We start from the raw sequence: 23,364 nt of genomic DNA, 5'->3' as shown, positions 1-23,364 counted from the left end.
ATAATTTATTATTATTATTAAAAAGTAATTTAACATTATGCTTATCCCACTCGTTAGTTTTCTTCTAGGACTTGCTTTATTCGGATTTGCTTTTCTCTCCTACACCAATCATCCTAGCCTAAAAACCTTTCCCTCTATATATAAATTGACCAATAAACCCTTATTAATTGGGGGAATTAGTTGTATTGCTATCACCTTAATGTTAGGAGTTGTTGGTTATTTTGGTTATATTGCTGCTCCCTCATTAAGAATTATAAGAATTAGTTTAGGATTTGTAGGAATCCTACTACTTATTTTTGGCGTTTTAAGCAAAAGTAATCTAACAATTAAAAACTACTTATCAAGCATTACAGACAAAAAACAATTATCATCCATTAATGTTACAAAAGTCTTAACTATCTTGTCAACATTAGTTTTAACTTCTATTTTTTTAATTAGCTTTTTTGATGCCAATTATGGAGGGGATGCTTTTATGTATCATATCCCTTTCGCTGCTAGAATTTGGGATATCATCCCTCCAGAACAATTTACTTTTGAAAAAAATATTGAGCATCGTTTTTTAGGATTTCCTTTACTTGCTAATTGGTTACAAGGGTTTTTTTGGAATACATTTCAACGACCAGAAGCAACTAATTTACTGTGTTATTTTAGCTTGTTAACTTTTATTGCCTATTTAAAATTTTATGTAAAAATACCTTTTTATCTTGCTTCTCTTTCTCTGTTAGCGATACCAATGGTTCATATGCACGCAGCGAGAAGTTATATTGATCTACCTGGCAACGTCTGTATTTCTATCCTTATTCTAACCAGTTACTTTTTATATATTAATAAAGTTCAGTTTAATAAACAAACTGCCATCATAATTTTTGTTTCAGCAGCAATGGCAGCTAATATGAAATTCCAATTAATACCAGTAGTTTTCTTGATTTTATGTTTTGTTTTGCCTAAGATTATTCTTCAATCTTGGCAAGCTTATCGCCATGAAAAAGATAAATTAGTTAAAATCTCAAAAACTTTATTCGTCTGCTTTTTAGCTAGTCTAATTATCTTTATTACCCCCATTAAAAATATCATTACTTACGCTAACCCCTTTTATCCCGTTAAAGTAGAAATTGCAGGTATTGTGCTTAATCATAATGAAGCACCTCCTGACTTTATGCACGAAAATCTTAGAAAACTTCCTCCTCATTTGCGTTGGGGAAGATCCCTATTAGAAATTGATGCTTTTGATAGTAGAAGACCTTGGCCTTGGACTCTAGGAATGGACTTTATTTCTTGGGATGAAGAAAGATTTGGTTTAGGAGGTTATTTTGGGGGATATGTTATCTTTAACCTTTTATTATTCATTTATCTATGTTGGCAAAACTTCGATCTTGAGTCTAGAGTAGCTGCAATAATAATGGGTTTAATGACCTTATTTACTCCCTTATTACCCCAAGCTTATGAATTAAGATACTATATGTACTGGATGATGGTTTTTGTTAGTTTAAATTGTTATTTAACCTGTCGTCTAGCTAAACAAAAACCCTCTCAGAAATTGATCAATCCTAGAAATTTAGCTTTAGTAGCTACCGTTTTTATGGTAATTTTTATTACGAAAACTCGCTACTTTTTCACTATTCCTGAGTTCTCTTCTTTCGATAAGCAAGTGCAAAGAACGGATATTATTGATCAGGATATCCTCAAAAGTATTAAAGATGGAGAAGAAGTTTGTATTGTCGGAAAAGCACCTCATCCATTTTTATATACTTCCTATTTTCATCCTCCTTATGAATACTCTGTTAAAGCTGAATTTGATGTACCAGAATTTGTTGAAGAAGGATGCAAAGGGAGAAGAATTCTTAGATAAGCTTTTCCAGATTTTAAACTAAGATATTCTTATGGCTTAAAATTTTTCTTTATATATGTATGCTTTTAACTAATGCTAAAACTCGAAAAACATCCTAGTTTATATCTTATTATTATTTTAATCCTTAGTTTCCTATTAAGAATTATCTTTTTAGGAACTATTCCTAATGGTTTTTTTACTGATGAAGCATCCAATGCTTACGATGCTTATTCAATTCTTCACACCTTAAAAGATCAATATGGAGAGTTTTTACCTTGGTATTTTAAATCAGCTAATGATTACCGTGAAGGACTTTATATGTACCTCATGGTTCCTTTTGTTAAAATATTTGGACTAAACACTTTTGGAGCAAGAATTACCTCTGCTGTCATTGGAACCTTAACGGTTTTTATTGTTTATCATCTCGCTAAAGAGATTTTTAATCAAAGAGTTGGTTTATTATCTGCTTTATTTCTAGCCATATTACCTTGGCACATTCATTTTAGTCGTATCACGTTTCGAGTTATTTTACTTCCTTGCTTATTTTGTTTAAGTTTATTTTTATTTTTTAAAAGTTTTAAGCATCCTAAATGGTTAATTTTTTCAAGTGTATTATTTTCTATTAGTATCTATACCTATAATTCTGCAAGGGTGTTTATTCCTTTATTTTTGTTAGGATTAGCTGCTATCTATTGGGAACATCTTTGGAAACATCGATACTATACATTTTGGGCTTTGATTGTATTTTCTCTCCTATTTATTCCTCAACTGATCTATCAACTATCTCCTGAAGGAATGGCTAGAGCAAATACAGTAGGAATTCAAACAGATTTCAACAAAATTGTTAGTGATTATTTTTCTTATTTTAGTCCCAAATTTTTATTTTTTGAAGGTGATCCGAGTCCTCGTCATAAAATAAACAATGTGGCCGGACTTTATTCATTTCAAATTCCATTACTTTTATTAGGTTTATTACTTCTACTTAAAGAAAAAACATCGTCTAAATGGGTATTATATTTATGGTTAATCTTGTATCCTATTCCTGCTGCTTTTATTTCTCCAGAGAGTGCTGTTAGAACTTTAGCCGTCACTCCATTATTTGCCATTATTTCTGGTTATGCTGTTACTCAAATAATTGAATTTTTTAAAGGGATATGGAAACAAATTGTTACATTTTTGTTGGCCGCAGTCATATTTGCTAATTTACTTATTTACTCTCAGCGATATATATTTGAATATCCCTACTGGCATACTGATGTTTGGTTATCAACTTTAGGAGAAACTATTAGCTACGCTGATCAAACTTCTAATGAATGTATTATTTATAGCAGTAATGTTTATGGAACTTATGCTTATATTATGATCCCATTTTTTACCCAAATGCCTCCTAGTCAGTATCATCAATTTGGGGTAGATATTGCTGAAAGTAAGTTAGATATGGGAAGATGGAAAATTCAAGACTTAGAGCAATTAGAAACATTAAATACTGACTGTCTTTATGTTCTTTATGGCGATGGTAATACGGATATCCCTTTAGGAAAAGATGGAGAAATTTTAGAAAGAAAAGGTTACAGAGAAAAATTTATTCATTCTTTTAAAGATATTAATAATGTTCAATATTATCGTTTAGTTGAAATTGAGAAGAAGTCATGAAGATATTGATAGGTTTCTTCGGGACATTCTTCAGGAAGAAAATGCCCGCAATTGAATGCTTTTCCCTGAACATTAATTGCTCTTTTTTTCCAGCTATTAAAAACATCATATTTCTTTTCAATTACCCCTTTACTTCCCCATAAAACCAACAAAGGACATTCTATTTTTTTATCCATATCTTTACGATCATGTTCTAAATCAATCGTTGCAGATGCACGATAATCTTCACAAGTTCCGTGAACTGTGTTTGGATCACGAAAACATCTTAAATATTCTTCCATTACTTCTGAAGTAAAGGGTGATTTATTTTTACTCCAACTTTGTAGACAATGAGTTAAAAAAAAGTCGGGATTATTATTAATTAACGTTTCAGCAAACGGAAAAGGTTGAATTAGAAAAAACCAATGATAATAAGCAGTCGCAAATTCTTGGTCGGTTTCAGTGTACATTTGATAAGTTGGTGCAATATCTAATAAAGCTAATTTTTTGACTTTATTGGGATAGTCTAACGTTAAACGGTGAGCAACTCTTCCCCCCGCGATCGTGTCCTACTAAGTAGAATTGATCATAACCTAATTGTGTCATGACTTCTATTTGATCCTGTGCCATCACTCGCTTAGAATAATTATAATGGTTAGCCATTCCTATCGGTTTATCGCTGTCTCCATAACCTCGCAAATCAGGTATGATTATTGTAAACTCTTCAGCCAATTGTGAAGCAATTTTATGCCACATAACATGGGTTTGAGGATAACCATGTAATAATAAGATTGGGTATCCTTCTCCCCCTTTAACCAGATTAATTTTAACCTCTGAGGTTTGTATAACGAGGTTTTGAAAATTAGCCAACATTAACATGATATTAGTTTTGAGCTTAAGTTTAATATTAGGTCAAAGCAGTTGAAAAAAGTTTAAACTATTAATATTCTTTACTTTGATTTGATAATTATGGCTATTGAAATTGAACGTAAATTTTTAGTAATTAATGATGACTGGCGTTCTTTAGGAATAGGAAAAGTATATAAACAAGGTTATATTTCAACTGCCGATAAAATGACGACGATTCGAGTTAGAATTATTGGCGATGATGCTTATCTTACCATTAAAAGTAAAACAGAAGGAATCAGTCGCCATGAATTTGAATATTCTATTCCTTTAGAAGATGCAGAAATCATGTTAAAGACTTTATGCGATCGCCCATTGATTGAGAAGGTTCGCTACACAGTCAATCTCAAAAATTTGATTTGGGAAATTGATGAATTTAAAGGGGAAAATGAAGGATTGATTATAGCAGAAGTTGAATTAGAAAGTGAAAATCAAGTGATCGATATTCCTCACTGGGTTGGCGAAGAAGTTAGCAATGATGCAAGATATTATAATGTTAACTTGGCTAAATATCCCTACCTAAAATGGTAAATAATAATAGATTTTTGGCTTCTTCTATTAAATTGCATATAATCAATTATTTTTACCTGTTGCTTATCAAAACCAACTAACTTTCAACAAGGTACAAGATATGATTTTTACACATCTTTTAATTCTATTTCTCGTTTGCTAAAAGGTAAATCTTGATTAATTGCATCAATTTCTTCTTGTTCCATTTCATTAATTTGTGGAATATAATTACGGAGAATTTGAGTCATTTTCTGGTCATAAAATCGGTGTAAACTATAATTAGGAGTAGCAGGAAAACCCCGTCTTCTTTTATGTCTTCCTCCAGCACCTGGATCGAACATTTTAATCCCTTCTTTTATCGCCCATTCTATCGGTTGATAATAGCAAGCTTCAAAATGGAGACAATCATAGTCTTCAAATGATCCCCAATAACGACCATATAAATTATCATCTTTTCTAATACAAAAAGATAATCCTACGGGTTTATAATCATCATAATCTGTATAAGCTGCAGCTACAACAACCCGATGGGAATAATTAGGATATAGTTGTTCAAAAAACTTACGAGTTAAATATTTACTACCCCAATAAAACTTTTCACAAGTATTATTATAAAAGCGATAAATCATCGGATATAAATGATGAGGAATATCATCCCCTGTTAAAACTTTCATAGTCAAATTAGCTTTATTAACTGCTTTTCTTTCTCGTTTAATATTGCGCCTTTGATTGGCATTAAACTGTTTTAAGTAGTCATCAAAATTACTAAAATTGGGATTAGCCCAAATATAACTATGGTGTAACCAACTACTAAAACCACAATTTTCAAGGATGGGTTTCCAATCAGGATCAACAAATAAGAAATGACACCCTGATAGCTTATTTTGGGCGCAAAAACGATCAATTGCTGTTACCATCATCTCTGTAATTTCTGCTTCATCTTCCTGAGGAGAAATTAAAAAACGATAACCAACCGCAGGGGTAAAAGGTGTCATTCCCAAGAGTTTAGGATAATAAGAAACACCCAAACGATGGGATAAGTCAGCCCATTGATGATCAAAAACAAATTCCCCATAACTATGACCTTTAATATATAAAGGGGCAGCACCAATTAAATCTTTATCTCGCCATATTGTTAAATGACAAGGTTGCCATCCTGCCCGTGGAATAGCACTTTTAGAGGTTTCAATATTATTGAGCCATTCCCACTCTAAAAAAGGAGTTTTTAAGGGAGTTGCAAGTTCATCCCAAACCTGTTTAGGAATTTCAGAAATTTTTTCTATCCAACTAACAGAGTATCGAGGTTGTACTTGTTTAAACATAGGTTAAGGGCTGTGAGAAAACTTTCTATCTAGGATAATGAATTTTTACTGAGATGACAGCCTAAACTTCTTATCCTATAACTTCTTAAAATAGTTAAATCTCGTTACTAACTTAAAGTCAAGGATTTTATCATTGCTCACTGATTGCTGCTAATTTTTTCCAATCTCGAACAATAATGGTTCCGCCTCTTTGATAAATTACGATTCCTTTGAGTTTTTTAAACAATCGTACGCATTCTTCATAAGTAATGCCAATACTGCGAGCAATTTGATAATAGGGTAGTTTAATATTTAGGCGATCGCCTTGTTCATCTAAATGAGTGCCATCGCGATCGCTATAATATTGGAGCAATTTCACTAAACGCACCATTGCGCGTTCAGAAATTAATCCATGTACTGTATTGTGAAGTTGTTGTAAACGTTGGTTAAATACTTCGAGTATCCCTAAACTAATTTCTGGCGACTGAGAAATGACTTGTAATAAAGCTTGGCGATCAATGGTTAATATTTGCGATTCGACTTGAGAGATTACCGTCGCCGGGGCAATTCCATTACCAAAAATGGCGGGTGCAGCAAAAAGTTCACCTGGGGGAATCAGACGCACTATGGTTTCTTTACCGTTATCGGCAGTCTTTTTAATTTCTAGTCTGCCTCTGATTAAACCGTGGAGTTGTGGAGGAATGCGATCGCCTTCGTGCATCACGATTTCATTTTGCTGATATTCTTTGAGGTAACTGCAGGGGATGAGACTTTCTAATTGGGCGATCGCTAAATCTTGAAAAATTGAAAGTTGTTGTAATTGAGCTAATGAAGAGTAACCTTTAACTAACATCGATTGGAAAATAATCCTAGCAATAGACTCCTAAAAAAACAAAGAATTAGAATGATCAAACTTTTTTAGGGAGTTGGACAACAAAATTGCTCAATATTAATCATAGCTTCACCATGATTCGGAATCCAAGCGATCCACTCCCAGTTTGATATTTGACAAAGTATCAATGCTTCCTCATGACACAGAGCATTCAATGATTCTGGTTTTAATAGTTGCACCCATGTACCTGACTGGGGTTGGGGTATCGCTGTTCTTCCTTGAGTCCGATTAAGAGGAATCGAACACCATTGCACTGTCAATTCTGACTGACTTGATTTTTGGAGATTCATAATTTCTTTCTCGTTACTTTTTAGTAACTTCATTCATAGATTTACAAATATTTCTGTATATTAAGCTACAAAAAATTTGGCTTCTTGGTCAAGTTAACGTTTCATAACTTAACGCAGGTAAACTATTATTATTGTTTAGATTTATTTAATTTCGTGCCACCAGAATATCCCTTCCCAACTAATGAAGAACAAATCAAACACTTTCGTCTCCTATCTAGCGAAACAGCAGGATGGAATAATTTAGGCTTAGTATACGAACTAGAACCAGCAGGAGAAATACCTGAAGGAGTATCCCAGGATCATTCTATAGTTATTTGCTTGGGAGGTTGTCAGGCAAATTTTAACCTGGATAGCAAGCAACATCAAGAAGAATATAGTGCAGGAGATATTTTAATTTTTCCGGCAGGGGAACTTTTGCCTAGAATTAGGGTAGATCGTCAAGTACCAATATTAGAATTATTGTTACCTCACGATACTTTAATTAACACAATTTGTGAAACGATACCCTTTCAAATAACCTTGCGATCGCATTTCAAACTCCGCGATCCTCTCATTCAACAGATCGCATTAGCATTAAAAGCAGAATTGGAAACAGCAAATTCTGATAGCAAACTATATGCAGATTCGATGGCGACAGCACTTGCTGTCCATTTAATGCGTCACTATGGTTCTCGTAACCTCAATATTAAAGAATATAGAGCAGGATTGCCAGTTCACAAATTAAGTCAAACTTTGGAGTATATAGACACTCATCTAGATAGGGATTTGACTTTAACAAAACTAGCTAACCTGGTACAAATTAGTCCTCATTATTTCTCTAGCTTATTTAAACAATCCATCGGCTTAACACCCCATCAGTACGTCACGAAATGTCGTCTTGAACAAGCCAAAATACTCTTAAAGCGATCGCCATTATCAATTGTGGAAATATGTCATCAAGTAGGATTTCAAAATCAGAGTCACTTTACCAGATTGTTTCGCCAGCATTTTAAAATCACTCCCAAAACTTACAGGAATTTGTAACTGTTAATTATTACTTATTGCATAATCGCAAAAATTAATTGGAAGATTTGCATATTTTTTAGAACAATCGGCAATACAGATACAGTACCAGCCATCTAAGCTTAACTTAATGCAATTAATAGGTTAGATAATCAATAATGTTGAAACAAGTAGATCACTGTATCTGGGTTGCCGAACAACCTTTAAAATTTTTAGGATTAGAAGTTGGAACAAGAATGACTGTCATTTTACAATTGGATAGTTCTTTGTTACTTATTTCTCCAATTGAAATTAATTCCGATCTTAAACAAACCTTAGATAATTTAGGTACAGTTAAATATATTATTGCTCCCAATCTTTTTCATCATTTATATTTAGAACATTCTCAGCAATTGTACCCTCAAGCTAAAATCATTGCACCCCCAGGAATTGAAACGAAACAACCAAATTTAGAGATTGCACTTACTTTCGATCAAGACCTAATTAATTTCAATGGCGAACTAGAATACACTCCCTTTCAAGGATTTCAAGGTTTTATTCCGCCTAAAATTGTTAAGGTAAATGAGATAGTTTTTTTTCATCCGAATAGTAAAACCTTAATTATTACTGATAGCGCGTTTAACTTTGATTGCAACTTTCCTTTTACCACACAATTAGCCAGTAGAATAATCGGTAGCTATCAATCTCTTAAACCTTCGTGGTTAGAAAAAATTGCGATACGAGATAAAGAAACAACTCGTAAAGCTATCAATAAAATATTAGCTTGGGATTTCCAACGGGTAATTATGGCTCATGGCAATATTGTAGAAGAAAATGCTAAAGAAAAATTAACAGTAGGTTATCAATGGTTAGTTAGCTAAAAATAGAAAAAATATGAAAACTATACAGATAATACCTTATAGTGTAAAAAGATTTCGTGTTCTATTTGTTCTAAGCTTAATAATTCTAATTTTTGACCATGAGAGGATAAAAACCCGATTCCTTCTACTGGAGTGGGCGCTGTTTTTCCTCCTAAAATATAAGGACAAACAGTTAACCATAATTCATCGATTAAATTCTGCTCTAAAAAATTAGCTACCAGTTCCCCTCCTCCCAAAATTGCTATATGATTTAACCCTAGTTCTTTTAAAGTTTTAAAGGCTTCCACTAAGTTGATTTTTCCTGCTTCTATTTCAGCGCAGGTCAACACTTTTTCAAATTTTGAAGTATTATTATGAATACCTGCTGATGTGGTGATTAACCAATGTGGGACGGATTGAGAAAAAAAGCGTAAATTATTAGCAATTTTTCCTGAAGCAGAAATGACAACATTAATTGGTTGACTCGGTTTATTTTTCTGTTTTCGATTTGCTAGTAATTCAGAATCTTTGACCATTTTAGTTGTTCCAAAAGCTCTTAAAGTTCCTGCACCAAATAAAACACCATCCACTAAAGAAATTTGTTTTTCTAGATGATTTTGATCAATATCTGAGCTAAACCTAGCTGCATTGCGTTGAAAATCAGCAATTTTTCCATCAGCTGTCATTGCTAAAATGACTGTTGTTTTGGGTCTATTTTCCATCTATATCTTTAAATCAATGTTTATTAGCTAAAAAGAGAAGTGAGACATCTTTTGCTGAAACCCGTTGGTATAATTTTTTTTCGGGTAAAATAACGATATTTGGTCCATTTCCACATTGTCCTAAACAACCACAAGGGATAATTTGGACATCGGGAGGGGTTTGAGACTCGAAGGCCATTAATAGTTGTTTTGAACCATCTTTGCGACAACAACGGCCTTGACAGACTAAAATCGTGCGATCGCTAAATACGGAACTCGAACTGATAACTTTATTATTCATAGTACAGAAATTACGGTTGTTAAAGAAAATAATCAAGCCAAAATGTTAATAATTCTTACAAATCAGGGAAACATAAAGGTAACTTTTTGTAACTGATAATCTAAAGGATTGGACCACTGATGTTAACTCAACTAAAAAAACTTGCTCAAGAATGTGATGATCGCTACGCTAGTGACACAGAATTAAAATTTCTGACAGATTATTTAGAAGAAATTGACCAACGTATTAACACATACGATAAAATACGTAATATTGAAAATAAACTCATTGAACAAATAGACATTAAAGCTAAATCTGTTGACCCTAACGCATTCGATAAATGTGGGAAAGATGTCTCATCTATTTGTGAACGAGATCGAAAACATACTATGCGTTTTCTAGCAACAGCTATGTTATTCAACGAACCAGATAAATTACGAAATACGCTTTTATGGCAAAGTATCATCATGAGAGCTTTTAAGGATGAAAACTCATCTAAGCTAACCTACGAAATAATGGCAGAAGTAATGAATGAAGAATTTAATGATGAGGAAGTGAAATTAGTTAATCCTGTTTTACAACTTGTTCAAATGATGCTGAATTAAATAATTAGTTTACAGATAATCCTTTAGAGGCTAACCATTTTTTGTCATAAATACGAGACTGATACCGAGAACCACCATCACATAAAACTGTAACAATAGTGTGGCCCGGACCCATTTCTTTGGCTAAAGCGACGGCTGCACCCACATTAATGCCCACAGAACCCCCCATAAATAAGCCATCTTGGTACAATAACTGGTAAATAACCCTTAACGCCTCGTGGTCATCGATTTGAATGGCATCATCAATGGGAACCCCTTCCATATTCGCTGTAATGCGACTATTGCCAATGCCTTCAGTAATGGAACTGCCTTCAGGGTTAATTTCTCCAGTTTTGACATAGCTATATAAGCCACTGCCCATAGGATCAGCTACGATACATTTAATATCAGGATTTTTTTCTTTAAAAAATAACGCTCCACCCGCGTAGGTTCCGCCGGTTCCTGTAGCTGATACCCAAGCATCCACTTTTCCATCCGTTTGTTGCCAAATTTCGGGTCCGGTGGTTTCGTAGTGTGCCTGTCGGTTCGCTAAATTATCAAATTGATTCGCCCAAATTGCATTATCTAATTCTTCAGCGACTCTTCCTGAGACTTTGACATAATTATTAGGATCTTTGTATGGAACCGCAGGAACCGTGCGAACTTCAGCCCCCAAGGTTCTTAATAGATCAATTTTCTCTTGAGACTGAGTTTCGGGAATAATAATGAGGCATTTGTAACCTTTGGCATTACAAATATGCGCTAGGCCAATGCCTGTATTGCCGGCAGTTCCTTCCACTACCGTTCCCCCAGGTTTAAGGAGTCCTTTTTCTTCTGCGTCTTTAATAATGTATAAAGCAGCCCTATCTTTTACAGAACCCCCAGGGTTAAGAAATTCTGCCTTGCCTAAAATATTACAGCCTGTTTCTTCACTAAAGCTTTTCAGTCGAATGAGGGGCGTATTGCCAACAGTACCAACAAAGCCTTCTTTAATATCCATAGTTTAGGGTAATTCGATGGGCAGGTGCATTCCCCAAAAAAGTAGGGGTTGAATTGATTGAGTTTGGTGTAATTATCACCAAGGATTGATCAACTATTCTAATTTTATCGTAAAATGCCGGCTTCAAAACCCCTGTTACATTAAAAAACCTCACCAATCAATAATTATCTTTATTTTAAGCTTTTTATCTATTTATTCAGAAAGTAGATATTAGTGAAAATAGTGCAATGATAAATAAAATTCTTTCATTTGATTGACTTATATAAACCTATCCTAGAAAATATGATCAGTTATAACAAAATAAAATTTTTCATCAGTTATGATATGAATAACCATTAAACTAACTCATAGAAATATTAGCTAATCTTTAACCTATATTTACTTAATCTATATGTTTTATTGGAGCAAAAACCGAAATTTCATAACTTCCTTAATTTCTTATCTTTTAACAATTTTAATTGCTTTGACTTCTGTTGGTTTTGTCACTCCAATTTTAGGACAAGAAAAGCCAACCGCTCCCATTATGTTAGAAGGGAGAACGCTTTTTTATGTCAGTGAGTCAGGACAATATACGGCAGAGCAAAGGGCAAAAGAAGCCAATAGTCAGTTAGGAAAAATCTTTACAGAGGGTGAATCTCCTATTTCAGTTGGAATTGACACTAATCAAGATGTTCCTATTATTACTATTAATGATCGCTATTTTTTATCTGTAACTTCTAATGATGTTCCTGTGGGAAAAAGCTTACAAGGACAAGCTTTGGCTTGGAAAAATACTCTAGAAATTGCGATTAGCAAATCAGAATACGAAAGAAAACCACAATATTATATTAAAGCCATTATTATTGCGATCGCCATTCTTTTCTTAGCCTTTATTTTATCTTGGAAATTAGGAGCTATTTGGCAGCGTTGGTTAAAACCTCTCACGACAACAAAAACTGATCCGAATCCCTTAACATCAACCACTTCTAATCAGCCATTAACAGTCACTCCTACTGAATCTTCTTTTAATTTTCAGTTAGTCGGATTGTTAGTTTTATTAACTGTTATTCGTGGCATTATTTGGATTATTGCCCTGGGTTATATTAGTCGTTTATTTCCTCAAACTCGTCAATGGAGTGATTTCGTTATTGAAATTTTACAAGTTAGTTTAATTACTGATGTTTTTCCTTTGGGAAATCAAAAATATTCGGTACTTGACTTTTTTATTTTAATCGGTTTATTAGGGGGGGTAATCACTCTAACTCGGACAGTTAGTCGTGTACTAAAATCTAAGTTACTTAGTGCCACAGGACTCAATCGCGCTGTACAAGATACCACAGCTTTAATTGTTAACTATACCCTGATATTTTTAGGTACTATTGTTGTTTTACAAGTGTGGGGATTAGACTTAAGTTCTTTAACAGTTTTTGCTAGTGTGTTAGGGGTAGGAGTTGGTTTAGGACTTCAAGGAATTGCGAAAGAATTTGTCAGTGGATTAGTGTTAATTTTTGAGCGTCCGATACAAGTTGGAGATTTTGTAGAAGTAGATGGATTGATGGGAACAGTAGAACGAATTAGTGTCAGAAGTACAGAAATAAGAACACTCGATCAAATTTCTGTTATCTTGCCCAATTCTCGTTTTTTAGAATCAGAAGTGATTAACTGGAACCATTCGAGTTCTATTTCTCGCTTAAAAATTCCTGTAGGAGTTGCCTATGGTTCTAATTTAGAAGCGGTTAAAAAAGTTTTAATTGATACGGCTAAAAATCACCGAGATATTTTATCAATGCCATCTCCTCAAGTCTTTTTTTCTGAGTTTGGTGATAGTTCTTTAAATTTTACTTTATTAGTTTGGATTAGTAAACCTTATAAACAATTCCAAATTAAAAGTGATCTATACTTCAATATTGATAGTAAATTTAGAGAAGAAGATATCGAAATTCCTTTTCCTCAAAGAGATGTACATTTTCGTTCAAGTGATAGACCTCCACAAAATCTTTCTCCTGAACTTATCAACTCTTTAACAACTTTATCTAATAGTTTAGCAATGTGGCTCGAAACAAATTCTAATCATCATACTATTCAAGATAAAAATAAAGAGATACAATCAAAAAAGATGACAAAAAAAGATAATTCACAAACTTATGACAACGATACTAGGAATTGAAACCAGTTGTGATGAAACTGCGGTAGCTATTGTTAATGATCAAAGAATTTGTAGTAGTGTTGTTGCTTCTCAAATTGACTTACATAAACGTTATGGTGGCGTTGTTCCTGAAGAAGCTTCCCGTCAACATCTTTTGACCATTAATCCTTGTATTGAAGAATCCTTACAATTAGCAAAATTAAGCTGGAATGATATCGATGGTATTGCTGCAACCGTTGCCCCTGGATTAATTGGAGCTTTAATGGTAGGAGAAACAGCAGCTAAAAGTTTAGCAATGATTCATCAAAAACCCTTCTTAGGAATTCACCATTTAGAAGGTCATATTTATGCAACTTATTTGAGTGAACCTGATTGGAAACCCCCCTTTTTATGCTTATTAGTGTCAGGGGGTCATACCAGTCTTATTCATGTTAAAGATTGTGGTATTTATGAACAATTAGGAACCACTCGTGATGACGCAGCAGGGGAAGCATTTGACAAAGTAGCCAGATTATTAAATTTAGGCTATCCGGGTGGTCCTATTATTGATAAGTTAGCCACTCAAGGAAACCCCAAACGATTTCTTTTACCAGAGGGAAAAGTATCTTTACCTCAAGGGGGTTATCATCCCTATGATTCTAGTTTTAGTGGCTTAAAAACAGCAGTTTTACGATTAGTAGAAAAACTTAAACAAGAAAATACTGAACCCTTACCCATCACTGATCTTGCAGCAAGTTTTCAAGCAACCGTTGCTCGTTCATTAACTAAAAAAACCATTACCTGCGCCTTAGATCATAATATTAGTCATATTGCTGTTGGGGGTGGGGTTGCTGCTAATAGTGGACTTAGACATCATCTTCAAGAAGCAGCTAAAAAACACAATTTAACCGTTCATTTTCCCCCTCTAAAGCTCTGTACCGATAATGCTGCTATGATTGCTTGTGCTGCTTGTGATCACCTAAAACGAGGTCATATTTCTTCGTGGAATTTAGGAGTACAATCTCGTTTACCGATTACAGAAGTTATGACACTTTACTAATCGATAAAGAATTAGATAGAAATATGAAAAGCAACAGTTTTAAGAGATTGTTTTTAGTTTATTGAATAATAGTTTTTAGAACAAGTTATTAAAAATGTTATCATACTAAACTATTCACAAAAAAATGATAACTGATAAGCGCTCAGTAATGGCTAAATCCCCATTTTTTCAAAGTCGCCGTACATTTGTCAAAAACAGTCTTATGGCTAGTTCCACTTTTTTGAGTATTGATGCCCTAGGAGCGATCGCCAAAACTCCCAATAAACAAGTTTTCTCTATTCTCCATACCAATGATTTACACTCTAACGTCGTTGGGGTTGGGCCATTGCGTGACTATACACCTTTGACCTTGAGAGACGACCAAACCAAAGGGGGATATTCTCGTCTTGCGGCATTGATTACACAACGCAAAGCAGAATTACAAAAACTAGGGCCAGTGTTAGTTCTTGATGCTGGCGATTTTAGCATGGGAACAGCTGTCGCAGCAGCTTGTCGAGAATTAGGGGCAGAATTACAATTGATGGGGCGAATGGGCTATGATGCCACTACCTTTGGCAACCATGAGTTTGATCTTGGCCCCGATGGTTTGGGGAAAGCGATTACCAAAGCTCACTCAGGGGGTAAAATTCCCGCCATATTAGCAGCTAATACCGATATTACGGCACAATCAGAGCGATTACTGGATTTACAACGGTTAGCTCAAGAAGGGGTCATTAAACCCTATAAAATTATCGAACGGGGGGGCTTGCGTTTTGGCATTTTTGGCATCATTGGTTATGATGCTTTCAAATATACTGCAGATTCAGAGGGAATAATCTTTACTGACCCCATCAAAACAACCCAAACCTTGGTGCAACAGTTAAAACAACAAGAAAAGGTTGATGTTGCTATTGCACTTTCTCATGGCGGTTTAGTACGAGGAAAAAGCGGTAAATTTGATCAAGGGGAGGATCTCGACTTATTAAAGGCGATACCAGACTTAGATATTGTTATTGGGGGTCATACCCATACTGAACTATTAGACCCTTTATTAGTGGGCGATCGCCCTGCGGTACAAACAGGAAAATATGGCGAAAATTTGGGAGAATTGATTATAAGTCTGGAAAATAACAAAATAAAGGTAGAATCTTACCGCTTGATTCCTATTGACGATACAATTCAAGGTGATAAGGCGATTCAAGCTCAGGTTAAACATTTTTTGCAGGAAGCTGGCAAAGTTGCTTTTGCCTCACGGGGTTACGAAACAACCCAACCGTTAGTAACTATCTCAGAAGATTGGCCGATGAATTATACTGATGTAGAGTCAGGAACCCCATTAGCCAATGTGGTAACTGATGCACTGCGACAAGCTACAGGCAGCCAGATCGCTTTTACGGCTAATGGTTTAATTCGAGCAGGTTTAATTAAGGGAAATGCAGGGGGTGTTCAGACCGTTTATGATGTGTTTGCCTTAGCCCCTTTAGGTAGTGGTATTATTGATTCAACGGCAGGTAGTGCCTTAGTGACGGGATATTTTACCGCAGCAGAGTTAAAAAATATCTTAGAATTTTTCTTAATTGATGATCCGAATCATCCTGGGGAATATTTTCCCAGAATTTCGGGTTTAAGAGCTTATTATGACCCCAAACGTCCCCGTTTTGAGAAAGTTACTGCCTTGGAATTAGGAGATTTTGATCAGGGTTATCATCCCATTGACGTTGAGAGTCCGACTCTTTACAGTTTTACCACCAGCTTGTATGCAGGTGTGATTATCGCTGCTATTCCAAAACTCACTAAAGGTGCATTATCCCTACAACCCAAAAAAGCCGATGGTTCTCCCCTGATCAGTCGCATAGAAGCGATCGCAGATCCGAGAAACTCTACTAGCCCTTATGTTTTATCAAATCAAACCAATTTAGATACATCCATGACTGCGGTTGATGCTTCAAAAGAAGAGATCAAAGAATGGCAAGGAATTATGGATTATTTTGTTAGTTTACCCGATAAAAACCCAGAGGGAATTTCAGTTTTAGTTAAAAGCGACCGGGTTAAGGAGGTACGAGTGATCAAAATTTGATAACGTTAGTTTAGGTGATTGCCAAATCAAGGAGGAATTGACCTCGTTATTTCTGACATAGAAATGCCTCATATTAACGGGTTTGAATTGCTAAAAACCATCCGTTTCAACCCAGATTTTTCTTTTATTCCTGTTATAATGGTTACATCTTGTACTGGTCAACACTATCGGCAACAAGGAGCAGACTTAGGGGCTAATGCTTATTTAGGTAAGCCTATTTTACAAAAAGTTTATTCAAAACCTTTGAATCTTTTTTAACTGTCAACTAACCTATTAATTCAATATCATTTTAACTACATTCTAACTGATAAATCTCTTCCGCTACTCGTTTTAATCGTCTTAATTGTGCTTTCATATCTTTTTTTGTCCAGGAAGCAGCAAACTGATTAAACCCCCAATTAATCAAAGGATTAGGAACATCAAACTCAAAACGATTAATTAATTTTGTACCTTTACTAATAGGTTGACATTCCCAGCGATCGCGTCCTTTAAAAAATCCAGTAAATTGCCAAACAATTAACCCAGGTTCCCGTTCAACCACATGACTAATTAAGGTTGGATTAATAGGCGGAATTTTAATAATAAAACGACTTCTTCCCCCAATGTCCGTATTCCATTCTCGAATCGGTTCGCACTTTAAAGCCGGGTTTAACCAACGGTGCATTAATTCTAAATCTGTAATGCAACGTTCAACCATAGTTGCACTTGCTTTAATTAAAATGGTTTGTTCAAAAATTTGGGGTGAGGACATAAGTAAAATAAACTTGAAAAACAAGTCAGTTATTAAATAACCCTTTGTTAATTATGTGCTGTTACATTGTACCATCACCATAGAAGACACTCTAAAACATAGAATTATGAAAGGACTTTGGTTAGAAAATCAACAATTACAATTAAAAAGCGATTTACCTATTCCTGAACCCAATAAAGATGAAGCGTTGGTCAAAGTACTACAAGCTGGTATTTGTAATACTGATTTAGAATTGTTGCGAGGTTATTATCCATATCAAGGGATTTTAGGACATGAGTTTGTCGGCGTGGTTGAACAAGGTCCCGAAAATCTGATTAATCAAAGGGTTGTAGGAGAAATTAATGCCGTTTGTGGTCACTGCCGTTTTTGTCGAGGGAATTCTCCTAGCCATTGCGAAAATCGTAGCGTTTTAGGTATTGTCAACCGTAACGGAGCGTTTGCAGATTATTTAACCTTACCTGTTAACAATTTACACCGAGTTCCTGATAGCGTTAGTAACGATGTGGCCACCTTTACTGAACCTCTGGCCGCTGCTTTAGAAATTCAGCAACAAATATCAATTGATTCAACTCAACGGGTTTTAGTGGTGGGAGATGGTAAATTGGGCCAATTAGTGGCTCAAACGTTAGCCTTAACTGGATGTGATTTATGGGTTATTGGTCGTCACAGAGAAAAATTAGCCAATCTTGCTGCTAGAGGGATTCAAACTGCCTTAGAGACAGATATTAAAGAAAGAAGTTTTGATATTGCGGTAGAATGCACTGGAAATCCTCAAGGGTTTGGTTTCGCCCGTCGTTCTCTCTATCCCCGTGGAATTTTAGTCTTAAAAAGTACCTATGCAGGTAAATTAACCCTAGATGCTTCTGCATTAGTGGTCGATGAAATTACTGTTATTGGTTCCCGTTGTGGCCCGTTTGCTCCTGCCTTGAAACTATTAGAACAAGGACAAGTTAATGTTAAACCATTAATACAAGGGCGTTATTCTCTAGAAGAAGGAATTAAAGCCTTTGAAACGGCACAAAAACGAGGAATTTTGAAAGTTTTAGTCGAGATTAATCACTAATTTTAATTATGAACAAGTGTCAAGAATTTTCTGATCGCTCAAACTAATATCATCAAGACGATAAAAGCCTTGTAAGCTAATGTCAGGCCATTGACCATTACTAGCGACCGTAGAAGGAACTTGCAAGGCAACAGAGTAATCATTACGAGTGCCATCATAAGGATGAATAACAGACATCATCATTTGGTTGCCCTCAAACTTCCCTGTAAAACAACTAAACTCTGAATGTGGCATATATAAAGCCCCCTTGATCTCTCCCTGATGGACCTGAAACACCATATACTCCTGTCCAATTTCATCAGGTTGATGGGAACTACCATATAAATAAGTCCCGTTAGGTAGCTTATTGTTTGTTATCGTTTGTGCGAATAATTCTCCTTGATGTCTATTTATCTCTCTGTCACTAGCAAGGCTTGGCCGACTATTGAGAATACCTAACCCAGAAATGACACTCAATGATAATAAAGAAAGAGGAGTGAGTAATGTTAAAACTGATTTATTAAATAACATAATTTGTCTCTTAAAAATCCCTAAATTGCTGGTTTATTCATCTCTACTGTAGCCCTCAAAAAAAAGAACTACATCACCTAAAAAGGCGATTTTTTTTGTTGCAGATAAACTTAACTTATGAGAAAAACAAGCTGATGAATTAATTAATTCAAGCAACCCTTCTTATTTTTGATTGAAACTTATATAAAAGTTTATTTAAAACCAACGAATAATAATTTCCCACTTTTATACAAGCTCACCTGTGTCCCTAAAGCCTTTAAAGTCAATTAGGATATACAGAAGAATCAAAATATTCCTCACAACCACCTTTATTGTGCAATCACTTTCTAATGGCCGTCAAGAATTTTCTTAAGTTTTAAGAAGTGGGACAGTATTTAATTTGATCTTTACCCGATGAGTTCTTTGATGAATTAAAATTTGTTGTTTTTATGGTTTTGTCTTAGTGCTTTAGTATTAATGTAGAGGATTAAGTTAAAGTTGTTGCGTTTTTTCAAGTTATTTGGCTAGAGATCATACCACCCTGTATTCTGGATATATGGCACGATCGCAAGCTTTTCATCGATAACAGTTTATTATGTCGAGACGAAAAAAGAATTTTCCCTGTGGTCATAAAGGATATGGCAAACTTTGTCATCGTTGCGTCCAAGAACAAACGGCCATAGAACAAAAACAACAAGAAAAAAATGCTTGGGAAGAAACCTTTAATAAAGATCCCATCAATTTAAGACCCTTCCCAAAAAATGTCGTTCTTAAAGCTCGTCAAATTCTCAAAGGACTGGCTAATCAGCAAGACTATCGCCTTTTTCACGGAAAACGACTACGACACGATCGCTTTATTATTAGCATTCCTGTGACTCGACATTATCGCTTAATTTGTCGGGATCATGGCAATTTCTTAACCCCAGAAGCAGTTGTTTCCCATGAAGATTATAATGTATGTAAGCCAGGGCATTAATTTAATATAGATTGCTTCAATTATCTATTTTTATCTTCTTGTCTAAGATTACCCACTGCCTGACCTGAAAACTCTTAGTTTATACCATAATGCAAATTTACCTAGATTATAGTGCCACGACTCCCCCTCGTTCAGAGGTGGTTGCTTACGTTAACAAATTGTTAACAGAGCAATGGGGCAACCCCTCTAGTCTGCATCAATGGGGACAAAGGGCTGCTATGATCATAGAAACCGCTAGAGTGCAAGTCGGTTCTTTAATTAATGCGACTGATCCTGAGTCAATTATCTTCACATCAGGGGGAACAGAAGCAGACAATTTTGCTATTTTCGGCATCACGAGACAATATAGCACACCGCAACATTTAATTATTTCTAGTCTTGAACATCCGGCCATTAATGAACCGGTCAGTTGTTTAGAAACACAAGGATGGGATGTAACTCGTTTACCGGTTGATCGCCAGGGTAGAATTAATCCTCTCGACTTAAAAACTGCTATTCGCTCTAATACGGTGCTGATTTCCGTTATTTATGGTCAAAGTGAAGTGGGAACGGTACAACCCATTGAAGAATTGGCCAATATTGCCAATGACCATAACATCCTCTTTCATACTGACGCAGTACAAACCGCAGGAAGACTCTCCATTGATGTGCAACGATTACCCATTGATTTATTATCCATGTCGGCACATAAAATTTATGGCATTCAAGGAGCCGGCGCTTTATATGTGCGTCCAGGGGTCAATATTGAACCCTTACTCTTAGGTGGTGGTCAAGAAAGTAAAAAACGCTCAGGAACCCAAGCAGTAGCTGTGATTGGTGGATTTGGACTGGCGGCCGAATTAGCAGCAAAGGAAATGAGCGCAGAAAGCGATCGCTTAATGGGATTACGCGATCACCTGTTTGATTTAATGGCTGATTGTCCTTATGTCATTCCCACAGGAGATAGATTATACCGTCTTCCTCATCATGTTAGTTTTATTGTTAACGATCCTTTCCAAACCGTTGAAACAGAAAAAATAACTGGTAAGATGATTGTCCGTCAAATGAATTTAGCAGGAATTGCTATTAGTGCTGGTTCAGCTTGTCATAGTGGAACATTAAGCCCCAGTTCTATTTTATTAGCGATGGGTTACTCTCAACAAGAAGCCATAAAGGGGATTCGCTTAACGTTAGGACGACACACAACCCTAGAAGATATTGATTGGACAGCGATGGTATTAAAACAAGTTTTAAATCGCTTAATGCCACAATTGGCTATGGCTAGATGATTAATTAATAATGTCATTGAATACTAAAACCAAATTCTTTAAGGTTAATTTGAGATTAACAGCAGGTTATTAAAGAAAGAAAGATTTATTGAGAAGATTCTGTTATAAATAACGAGAAATCATTAAAAAATGAACTGTTATTTGTTCCCATGACTCTTTTTAAAAATCTACAAACCCTAATCACCGCATCTATTATTCTTGGGTCATTCTTTACCTTTTCCCAGTCCGCACAGGGTATGAAACTTTCTTTGAATCTTTTAGGAACCTATGAAACCGGCATTTTTGATGAAGGTGCAGCCGAAATTCCAGCTTATGATCCCATCAGTCGTCGAGTGTTTGTCGTCAATGGATTTGCTAATGAAATAACGGTTTTAGATATTAATAATCCAAGAAATCCTATTGCTTTATCTCCCATCAGTTTAACGGGAGGAGGAGTTAATAGTGTAGCGGTTAACAATGGTGTTGTAGCGGTAGCAGAACAAGCAAGCACCGTAACCGATCCAGGAATGGTATCTTTCTATAACACCGATGGACTCTTCTTAAACAGCGTTATGGTGGGTGCTTTACCCGATATGTTGGCCTTTACCCCAGATGGTAGCAAGGTTTTAGTGGCAAATGAAGGAGAACCTAGCGATGATTATTTAACTGATCCAGAAGGTTCGGTGAGTATTATTGATATTAGTGGTGGCATTAACTCTCTCAGTCAATCCAATGTTATTACAGCCGGTTTTCAAGCATTTAATGCTAGTCAACAGCAATTAATCGATGCAGGGGTTCGTATTTTTGGATCGGGTGCAACTGTAGCGCAAGATTTAGAACCGGAATACATTACCATTTCAGAGGACTCAACCACTGCTTGGGTAGCGTTACAAGAAAACAATGCTCTAGGTGTTTTAGACATAATTGACGGAGAATTTGATGAGATTATTCCCCTTGGGTTTAAGAATCATTCTTTAGGAAATAATTCCTTAGATGCAAGTAACGAAGATGGAGTCATTAATCTTCAAACCTATGATAATGTTTTTGGGATGTATCAACCGGATGCGATCGCTTCTTATACTGTTGCTGGTCAAACTTATATCGTGACGGCCAACGAAGGAGACTCAAGGGATTACGATGGATTTAGTGAAGAAGATAGAGTTGCAGATATTATCCTCGATCCCGATGCTTTTCCTAATGCAACTGAACTTCAGCAAGACGAAGTTTTAGGTCGTTTGAATATTACGAATACCCTAGGTGATACAGATGGAGACGGAGATTTTGATGAACTTTATGCCTATGGTGCGCGTTCTTTTAGCATTTGGGATGAAGAGGGTAATTTAGTTTTTGATAGTGGCAATCAATTTGAGGTTCTCCTAGCTCAACTTTTACCCGAATATTTCAATGCGAGTAATGATAACAATACCTTCGATAATCGTAGTGATGATAAAGGACCCGAACCTGAAGCGGTAACCATTGGAAGAATAGGCGATCGCATCTTTGCCTTTATTGGTTTAGAAAGAATTGGCGGTATTATGATTTATGACATCACCAATCCTAACAATCCTACTTTTGTCAGCTATACCAATAATCGAGACTTTACCCAAGATGTGACGACTTCTGCTGCTGGAGATTTGGGGCCTGAAGGGGTCTTATTGATTAACTCTGAAGATAGTCCCACTAATTCACCTTTATTAGTGGTTGCGAACGAAGTCAGTGGCACCACCAGTATTTTTAGTGTTTCTCAAGTTCCTGAACCTAGTTCCATGTTAGGGTTAATTACTGTTGGTTTAATGGGAAGTTTTCGACTATTAAAACGTAGAAAAAATCTAAACTAGAAGCATAAGTTTCTA

22 protein-coding genes and 1 pseudogene are annotated in these 23,364 nt (G+C 35.4%); 14 read left to right on the top strand and 9 right to left on the bottom strand.

The features are described from left to right. The first annotated feature begins 37 nt into the window (after positions 1-37). Together CY0110_RS11940 and CY0110_RS11935 are read left to right on the top strand one after the other, a co-directional pair. Positions 38-1,849: a hypothetical protein gene (locus CY0110_RS11940; RefSeq protein WP_008275694.1), complete on the top strand. Its 1,812-nt coding sequence runs from the start codon at positions 38-40 to the stop codon at positions 1,847-1,849. 72 nt (positions 1,850-1,921) lie between these two features. Continuing rightward, complete coding sequence (locus CY0110_RS11935; protein ID WP_008275693.1) at positions 1,922-3,481, top strand: ArnT family glycosyltransferase; 1,560 nt, start codon at positions 1,922-1,924, stop codon at positions 3,479-3,481. Here the strand turns inward: CY0110_RS11935 and CY0110_RS11930 are convergent. After that, a pseudogene (locus CY0110_RS11930) lies at positions 3,448-4,333 on the bottom strand (alpha/beta fold hydrolase). The gene CY0110_RS11935 and the pseudogene CY0110_RS11930 sit on opposite strands and share 34 nt — an antisense overlap. 96 nt (positions 4,334-4,429) lie before the next feature. Here CY0110_RS11930 and CY0110_RS11925 point away from each other — a divergent pair. Continuing rightward, positions 4,430-4,897, top strand: coding sequence for a CYTH domain-containing protein (locus CY0110_RS11925; protein WP_008275690.1), 468 nt, complete (start codon positions 4,430-4,432; stop codon positions 4,895-4,897). 107 nt (positions 4,898-5,004) lie between these two features. Here CY0110_RS11925 and CY0110_RS11920 read toward each other — a convergent pair whose 3' ends face one another. From CY0110_RS11920 to CY0110_RS11910, 3 genes are all read right to left on the bottom strand, one after another. Continuing rightward, positions 5,005-6,198 carry a GNAT family N-acetyltransferase gene (locus CY0110_RS11920; protein WP_008275689.1) on the bottom strand — a complete coding sequence of 398 codons (1,194 nt, stop codon included), beginning with the start codon at positions 6,196-6,198 and terminating at the stop codon, positions 5,005-5,007. Between the two features lie 130 nt (positions 6,199-6,328). Then, positions 6,329-7,030, bottom strand: coding sequence for a Crp/Fnr family transcriptional regulator (locus CY0110_RS11915; protein ID WP_008275688.1), 702 nt, complete (start codon positions 7,028-7,030; stop codon positions 6,329-6,331). 65 nt (positions 7,031-7,095) lie between these two features. Continuing rightward, positions 7,096-7,359 carry a hypothetical protein gene (locus tag CY0110_RS11910; RefSeq protein WP_035799257.1) on the bottom strand — a complete coding sequence of 88 codons (264 nt, stop codon included), beginning with the start codon at positions 7,357-7,359 and terminating at the stop codon, positions 7,096-7,098. 153 nt (positions 7,360-7,512) lie between these two features. Between CY0110_RS11910 and CY0110_RS11905 the strand changes: the two genes are divergently transcribed. Then, complete coding sequence (locus CY0110_RS11905; protein ID WP_008275686.1) at positions 7,513-8,382, top strand: helix-turn-helix transcriptional regulator; 870 nt, start codon at positions 7,513-7,515, stop codon at positions 8,380-8,382. 137 nt (positions 8,383-8,519) lie between these two features. Further along, on the top strand, positions 8,520-9,221 hold the full coding sequence (locus CY0110_RS11900) for a DUF4336 domain-containing protein (RefSeq protein ID WP_008275685.1): 702 nt from the start codon (positions 8,520-8,522) through the stop codon (positions 9,219-9,221). Positions 9,222-9,241: 20 nt separating this feature from the next. Here CY0110_RS11900 and CY0110_RS11895 read toward each other — a convergent pair whose 3' ends face one another. After that, positions 9,242-9,922, bottom strand: coding sequence for a RibD family protein (locus tag CY0110_RS11895; RefSeq protein WP_008275684.1), 681 nt, complete (start codon positions 9,920-9,922; stop codon positions 9,242-9,244). 13 nt (positions 9,923-9,935) lie between these two features. Continuing rightward, on the bottom strand, positions 9,936-10,202 hold the full coding sequence (locus CY0110_RS11890; protein ID WP_008275683.1) for a (2Fe-2S) ferredoxin domain-containing protein: 267 nt from the start codon (positions 10,200-10,202) through the stop codon (positions 9,936-9,938). Positions 10,203-10,321: 119 nt separating this feature from the next. Here CY0110_RS11890 and CY0110_RS11885 point away from each other — a divergent pair, with 119 nt between their 5' ends. Further along, positions 10,322-10,786, top strand: coding sequence for a globin family protein (locus CY0110_RS11885; protein ID WP_008275682.1), 465 nt, complete (start codon positions 10,322-10,324; stop codon positions 10,784-10,786). A 4-nt stretch (positions 10,787-10,790) separates the two neighbouring features. Here CY0110_RS11885 and CY0110_RS11880 read toward each other — a convergent pair whose 3' ends face one another. Next, positions 10,791-11,765, bottom strand: coding sequence for a cysteine synthase A (locus tag CY0110_RS11880; RefSeq protein WP_008275681.1), 975 nt, complete (start codon positions 11,763-11,765; stop codon positions 10,791-10,793). 463 nt (positions 11,766-12,228) lie between these two features. Here CY0110_RS11880 and CY0110_RS11875 point away from each other — a divergent pair, with 463 nt between their 5' ends. The 4 genes from CY0110_RS11875 (at position 12,229) to CY0110_RS11860 (ending at position 17,243) form a co-directional block, all read left to right on the top strand. Next, a complete protein-coding gene (locus tag CY0110_RS11875) occupies positions 12,229-13,911 on the top strand; it encodes a mechanosensitive ion channel family protein (protein ID WP_232285714.1) in 1,683 nt (560 codons plus the stop codon). Further along, on the top strand, positions 13,889-14,929 hold the full coding sequence (gene tsaD / locus CY0110_RS11870) for a tRNA (adenosine(37)-N6)-threonylcarbamoyltransferase complex transferase subunit TsaD (RefSeq protein ID WP_008275679.1): 1,041 nt from the start codon (positions 13,889-13,891) through the stop codon (positions 14,927-14,929). Before CY0110_RS11875 ends, tsaD begins: the two co-directional genes overlap by 23 nt. A gap of 202 nt (positions 14,930-15,131) precedes the next feature. After that, a complete protein-coding gene (locus tag CY0110_RS11865) occupies positions 15,132-16,985 on the top strand; it encodes a bifunctional metallophosphatase/5'-nucleotidase (RefSeq protein ID WP_198139149.1) in 1,854 nt (617 codons plus the stop codon). 18 nt (positions 16,986-17,003) lie between these two features. After that, positions 17,004-17,243 carry a response regulator gene (locus tag CY0110_RS11860; RefSeq protein WP_008275677.1) on the top strand — a complete coding sequence of 80 codons (240 nt, stop codon included), beginning with the start codon at positions 17,004-17,006 and terminating at the stop codon, positions 17,241-17,243. Between the two features lie 31 nt (positions 17,244-17,274). On the opposite strand, the gene CY0110_RS11855 is transcribed toward CY0110_RS11860, so the two are convergent. Further along, positions 17,275-17,736 carry an SRPBCC family protein gene (locus tag CY0110_RS11855; protein ID WP_008275676.1) on the bottom strand — a complete coding sequence of 154 codons (462 nt, stop codon included), beginning with the start codon at positions 17,734-17,736 and terminating at the stop codon, positions 17,275-17,277. 106 nt (positions 17,737-17,842) lie between these two features. Between CY0110_RS11855 and CY0110_RS11850 the strand changes: the two genes are divergently transcribed. After that, positions 17,843-18,799 carry an MDR/zinc-dependent alcohol dehydrogenase-like family protein gene (locus CY0110_RS11850; RefSeq protein ID WP_008275675.1) on the top strand — a complete coding sequence of 319 codons (957 nt, stop codon included), beginning with the start codon at positions 17,843-17,845 and terminating at the stop codon, positions 18,797-18,799. A gap of 6 nt (positions 18,800-18,805) precedes the next feature. Here CY0110_RS11850 and CY0110_RS11845 read toward each other — a convergent pair whose 3' ends face one another. Beyond that, positions 18,806-19,309: a hypothetical protein gene (locus tag CY0110_RS11845; RefSeq protein ID WP_008275674.1), complete on the bottom strand. Its 504-nt coding sequence runs from the start codon at positions 19,307-19,309 to the stop codon at positions 18,806-18,808. 574 nt (positions 19,310-19,883) lie between these two features. Here CY0110_RS11845 and CY0110_RS11840 point away from each other — a divergent pair. The 3 genes from CY0110_RS11840 (at position 19,884) to CY0110_RS11830 (ending at position 23,349) form a co-directional block, all read left to right on the top strand. Beyond that, a complete protein-coding gene (locus CY0110_RS11840) occupies positions 19,884-20,264 on the top strand; it encodes a DUF7682 family zinc-binding protein (protein ID WP_008275673.1) in 381 nt (126 codons plus the stop codon). Between the two features lie 89 nt (positions 20,265-20,353). After that, positions 20,354-21,532, top strand: a complete 1,179-nt coding sequence (locus tag CY0110_RS11835) for a cysteine desulfurase family protein (RefSeq protein ID WP_008275672.1) — start codon at positions 20,354-20,356, stop codon at positions 21,530-21,532. A gap of 149 nt (positions 21,533-21,681) precedes the next feature. After that, on the top strand, positions 21,682-23,349 hold the full coding sequence (locus CY0110_RS11830) for a choice-of-anchor I family protein (protein ID WP_008275671.1): 1,668 nt from the start codon (positions 21,682-21,684) through the stop codon (positions 23,347-23,349). Positions 23,350-23,364: the final 15 nt, after the last annotated feature.

The sequence above is a fragment of the Crocosphaera chwakensis CCY0110 genome, from assembly GCF_000169335.1.
Classification (GTDB): Bacteria; Cyanobacteriota; Cyanobacteriia; order Cyanobacteriales; family Microcystaceae; genus Crocosphaera; species Crocosphaera chwakensis.
Note: the sequence above shows the minus strand (reverse complement) of the source record. Positions and strands in the feature narration are given on the sequence as shown.